A 3,222-nucleotide genomic window follows, 5' to 3' on the forward strand; every position below is an offset into this window, starting at 1 on the left:
GTGACAACCCGCCGCCGCGCGGGGGTGGGGGGGGGGGTTGGGGGGGGGGCCCCGCTCGTTGGCGGGGCCCCCCCCCCACGGCTCAACTTCGGTGTTATTTCTTGTACTTGAGGGAGCTGCCCGCGTTCAGCAGCTGGACCAGGTCGAACGCGGCGACCGTGAGCGGCGTGAGGTTCGGGGTCCGCAGGCCGTCCTTCATCCGGCGCAGCTCGGCGACCAGGGCCACCTCCTCCTTGCCGAGCGGGCCGACCCGGTCGTCGACGCTGCCGAGCGCGCCGAGGGAGCCGTGGATGTGCACCCAGTCGTCCTGGGTCACGTCCGCCTTCTCCGCCGTGTTCAGGTTCGTGTACTTCCGCAGGAGGTCCTTGCCCGTGGGCATGCCCATCAGCCACTGGTGACGGGTCAGGGGGATCGCCCGCTCCCGGCGGTCGCCGGCGTCGCCGTGTTCGACGGTGTTGGAGTACACCGGCGCCTGCGTGTCGGTCGGGTCGAAGCCCGCCGCCCGGAGGACGAACGCGGCGAACTGGTCGGGGTGTTCGCGGAAGTGGACGCGGAACGGGCGGGGCAGCAGGGTGAAGTTGTGGGCGAAGGACGTGCGGGACATCAGGCCGCCCGCGATCGACTTCGAGTTCGATTTGGGCGGCAGCTTGTCGCCGTTCACCAGATAGCTGCCGACCAGGGTGGCCAGGCCGACCAGCGCGGCCGTGGACTCGCCGCCGGTGACGTCCTTGCCGAGCCGCTTGGCCTGGTCCTCCGCCTGCTTGCGGATCTGGTCGACCTCGCCGAGGGAGCCCGTGTGCAGGTCGTCCTTGGCCTCCTTCCGCTGCTCGAAGGCGGAAGCGGAGGTGGTGAACGGCTTCTTGTTCGGCACGTTGAGGTACTTCACCAGCCGGGGCAGCTCGTCCAGCTTGAAGCCGCCGGTCATCTGCGGCGCGTAGACCAGCTCGCCGCCCAGCGGGAAGACCATGATCCCGGCGTCCGCCGTGAAGCCCCCGAGCTGCACGTCCGTGAGCGGGAAGGACTCGTCGTCCTTCCGGGTGTCCAGGGCCGCCGAGACCCGGGTGATCTCGCCCATCACGGCGAGGAGTTCGTCCTTCGTGGTGAGCGGCTCGGTGACCCACTCCAGGGCCGACCCGCCCGTCGGGCTGACGTCCGAGGTGAGCTTGTAGTCCGTGCCCCGGCCGACGACGCCCATCTTCGGGACGTCCCGGCCGCGGATGGGGGTCTCCCGGATCTCGCCGTTGGCCATCAGCGGATAGGCGGCGCCCTCCGCGTGCCGTGCGTACTCGTCGGGCTTCTCCTGCCGGGCCCGCTGCAGCCGGGCCCGGCCCGCGTCGGTCGCCTCGAACCGCGGCGGGTCGGCCGGGCCCTGCCGGGGCAGCTCGGCGATCCAGGCCGTCGTGAGCTCGTTGGGCGTCCTGGCCTGCTCGTTCTCGTCCAGGAGATCGGCGGCGACCTTCGCGGCCATGTTCCGGAGGATCTTCAGGCCGATGATGCCGTCGCGTCGGGTGACCTCGTTCTGGTAGGCCTGCTCGTCCTGCGCGGTGAGGTCGTTGTGGTCGCGCACCCGCCACTGCGACTCGAACTCGAAGCCGACCCGGCGCTGGAGCGCGGCGCCGTGGACGTGTCCTTCGTGGCCGTCGGCCGCTCGGCGCTGGACCGGGCGCTGGACCGGGCGCTGGACGGTCGCGACGCGGGCGACGCGGGCACCGACGTCGGCGGCCTCGCGCTCCCACCTGCCGTCCGGGTCGCTGAGGCCGGCCGGGGCGTCGTGCTGGGTGGTGTGGTGGATCTCGTGGGCCATCGTCTCGACGTCGCGCAGGACGCCCGCGTTCTGCACGACGATGTTGCTGCCGACGGTGTACGCCCGGGCGTCGATGCCCGCGGCGGCCCGCTCGTCGACCGAGACCCGGACGTGGTCCAGGCTGGTGCTGAAGGCGCTCTCCATGGACCGCTGCACGTCGCCCGGAAGCCGCCGGTGCGCCCGCCCGGCGACGGCGGCGGCGTCCCGCACCGCGGCGCCGCCGTCCGCGTCGCGCTGTACTGCCTCGCGTTGTACCGCCTCGCGCGCGATCATCCGCCCGACGGCGGCGTTCCCGATCGACCGCTGGAGGGCACCGGGCGAGCCGCCGGCCCGTCCGGCGTCGCGGGGCTTGACCTGCTCGCGGTCCGGAGCGGCCTTCCGCTGGGACTCGGTGGTGTGCCGCATGACAGATCCGTTCGCCGAGATCGCGTGCAGAGCCTGACCATCCAGGCTCCCACGGGGCACACCCCGCCGGAACGGCCCGCAGGGCCCAACACAGGGCAAGACGCCCTGCCCGGTGAGGGAAGTCGATCAGGACCTCGGAGCGCACGGGAAGTCGGCCGGGCCGACTTCCCATTCCCCTCCCACCCGGCGTGTGACCGAAGCCTGCTGCCGGAGAGCCGTTCCACGGGATCCGGAGTCCGATCGTGCCGTTCCCAATCCCCAGCTCAGCGCTGTGGGAACGGGTTGGACGTTCCAAACAGTCCGTCCGCTCTCGAAGTCGGCTCCGCTCCTGGCGCAGAGTCGTTCCCGTCGGGCCGAGCACCACGGCCTGATCACGATCAGGGATGCGACCCGCCCCGGGACGAGGGTGCGGGGGATCCCACTCCACCGATCGGAAGGCAGTGAGATGAACAAGAAGATGGCGGCCGCCGCCCTGGCCGCGGTCACCCTCGGTACGGTGCTCCTCGGCACCGCCACGCCGGCCCTCGCGAGCTCCGGCGGCTGCATCAGCGGCGACGCGTGCGTCTACTACAGCCCCGACCTGCAGGGTGCCTTCTTCGGCAAGGGCGAGGACGGCAACTACGACGGCTACTTCGGCGGCGGCGGGGCCGGCAACGGCCAGGCCGTCATGAACAACGCCGCCTCCGTGTGGAACATGGACCAGAACTGGAACGTCCGCGTCTACTACCGCGAGTACAGCATCCGCAACACCGGCCCGAACCAGTACATCCCGCACAACTCGTGGGCCAACCTGGGCGCGGTGCCGTGGAACGGCGGCTCCATCAACATGCGCAACAACAACCACTCGCAGGCCTGGGAACTCTGATCCGGCTCCGACCGGGTGCCGGGCCCCGCTCGGGGGGGTCCCGGCACCCCGGGGGGGTTGGCCCGGCCCGCGCGGGCGAGGCGCCCGGTTGCCCCCGTCCGCCCCTGCCGCCCGGAGGGCCCCGCCCGGGCGTGCCCCCACCGCGGGA

Annotated in this window: 2 protein-coding genes; one reads left to right on the plus strand and one right to left on the minus strand. The window is 72.1% G+C overall.

Features of this window, described 5'->3' with window-relative positions; translation table 11 throughout:
- Positions 1 to 94: 94 nt before the first annotated feature.
- Positions 95 to 2,209: a DUF4157 domain-containing protein gene (locus ACFV4F_RS40370; protein WP_380510472.1), complete on the minus strand. Its 2,115-nt coding sequence runs from the start codon at positions 2,207 to 2,209 to the stop codon at positions 95 to 97.
- A 445-nt stretch (positions 2,210 to 2,654) separates the two neighbouring features.
- On the opposite strand from ACFV4F_RS40370, the gene ACFV4F_RS40375 reads away from it, so the two are divergent.
- Positions 2,655 to 3,074 carry a peptidase inhibitor family I36 protein gene (locus ACFV4F_RS40375; protein WP_380447531.1) on the plus strand — a complete coding sequence of 140 codons (420 nt, stop codon included), beginning with the start codon at positions 2,655 to 2,657 and terminating at the stop codon, positions 3,072 to 3,074.
- Positions 3,075 to 3,222: the final 148 nt, after the last annotated feature.

It is taken from the genome of Kitasatospora sp. NPDC059722, from assembly GCF_042733235.1.
GTDB lineage: Bacteria > Actinomycetota > Actinomycetes > Streptomycetales > Streptomycetaceae > Kitasatospora.

Bases quoted from the DNA above. Each gene is read 5' to 3' on its own strand.
- ACFV4F_RS40375 (WP_380447531.1), top strand. From the start codon at position 2,655: ATGAACAAGAAGATGGCGGCCGCCGCCCTGGCCGCGGTCACCCTCGGT.
- ACFV4F_RS40370 (WP_380510472.1), bottom strand. From the start codon at position 2,209: ATGCGGCACACCACCGAGTCCCAGCGGAAGGCCGCTCCGGACCGCGAG.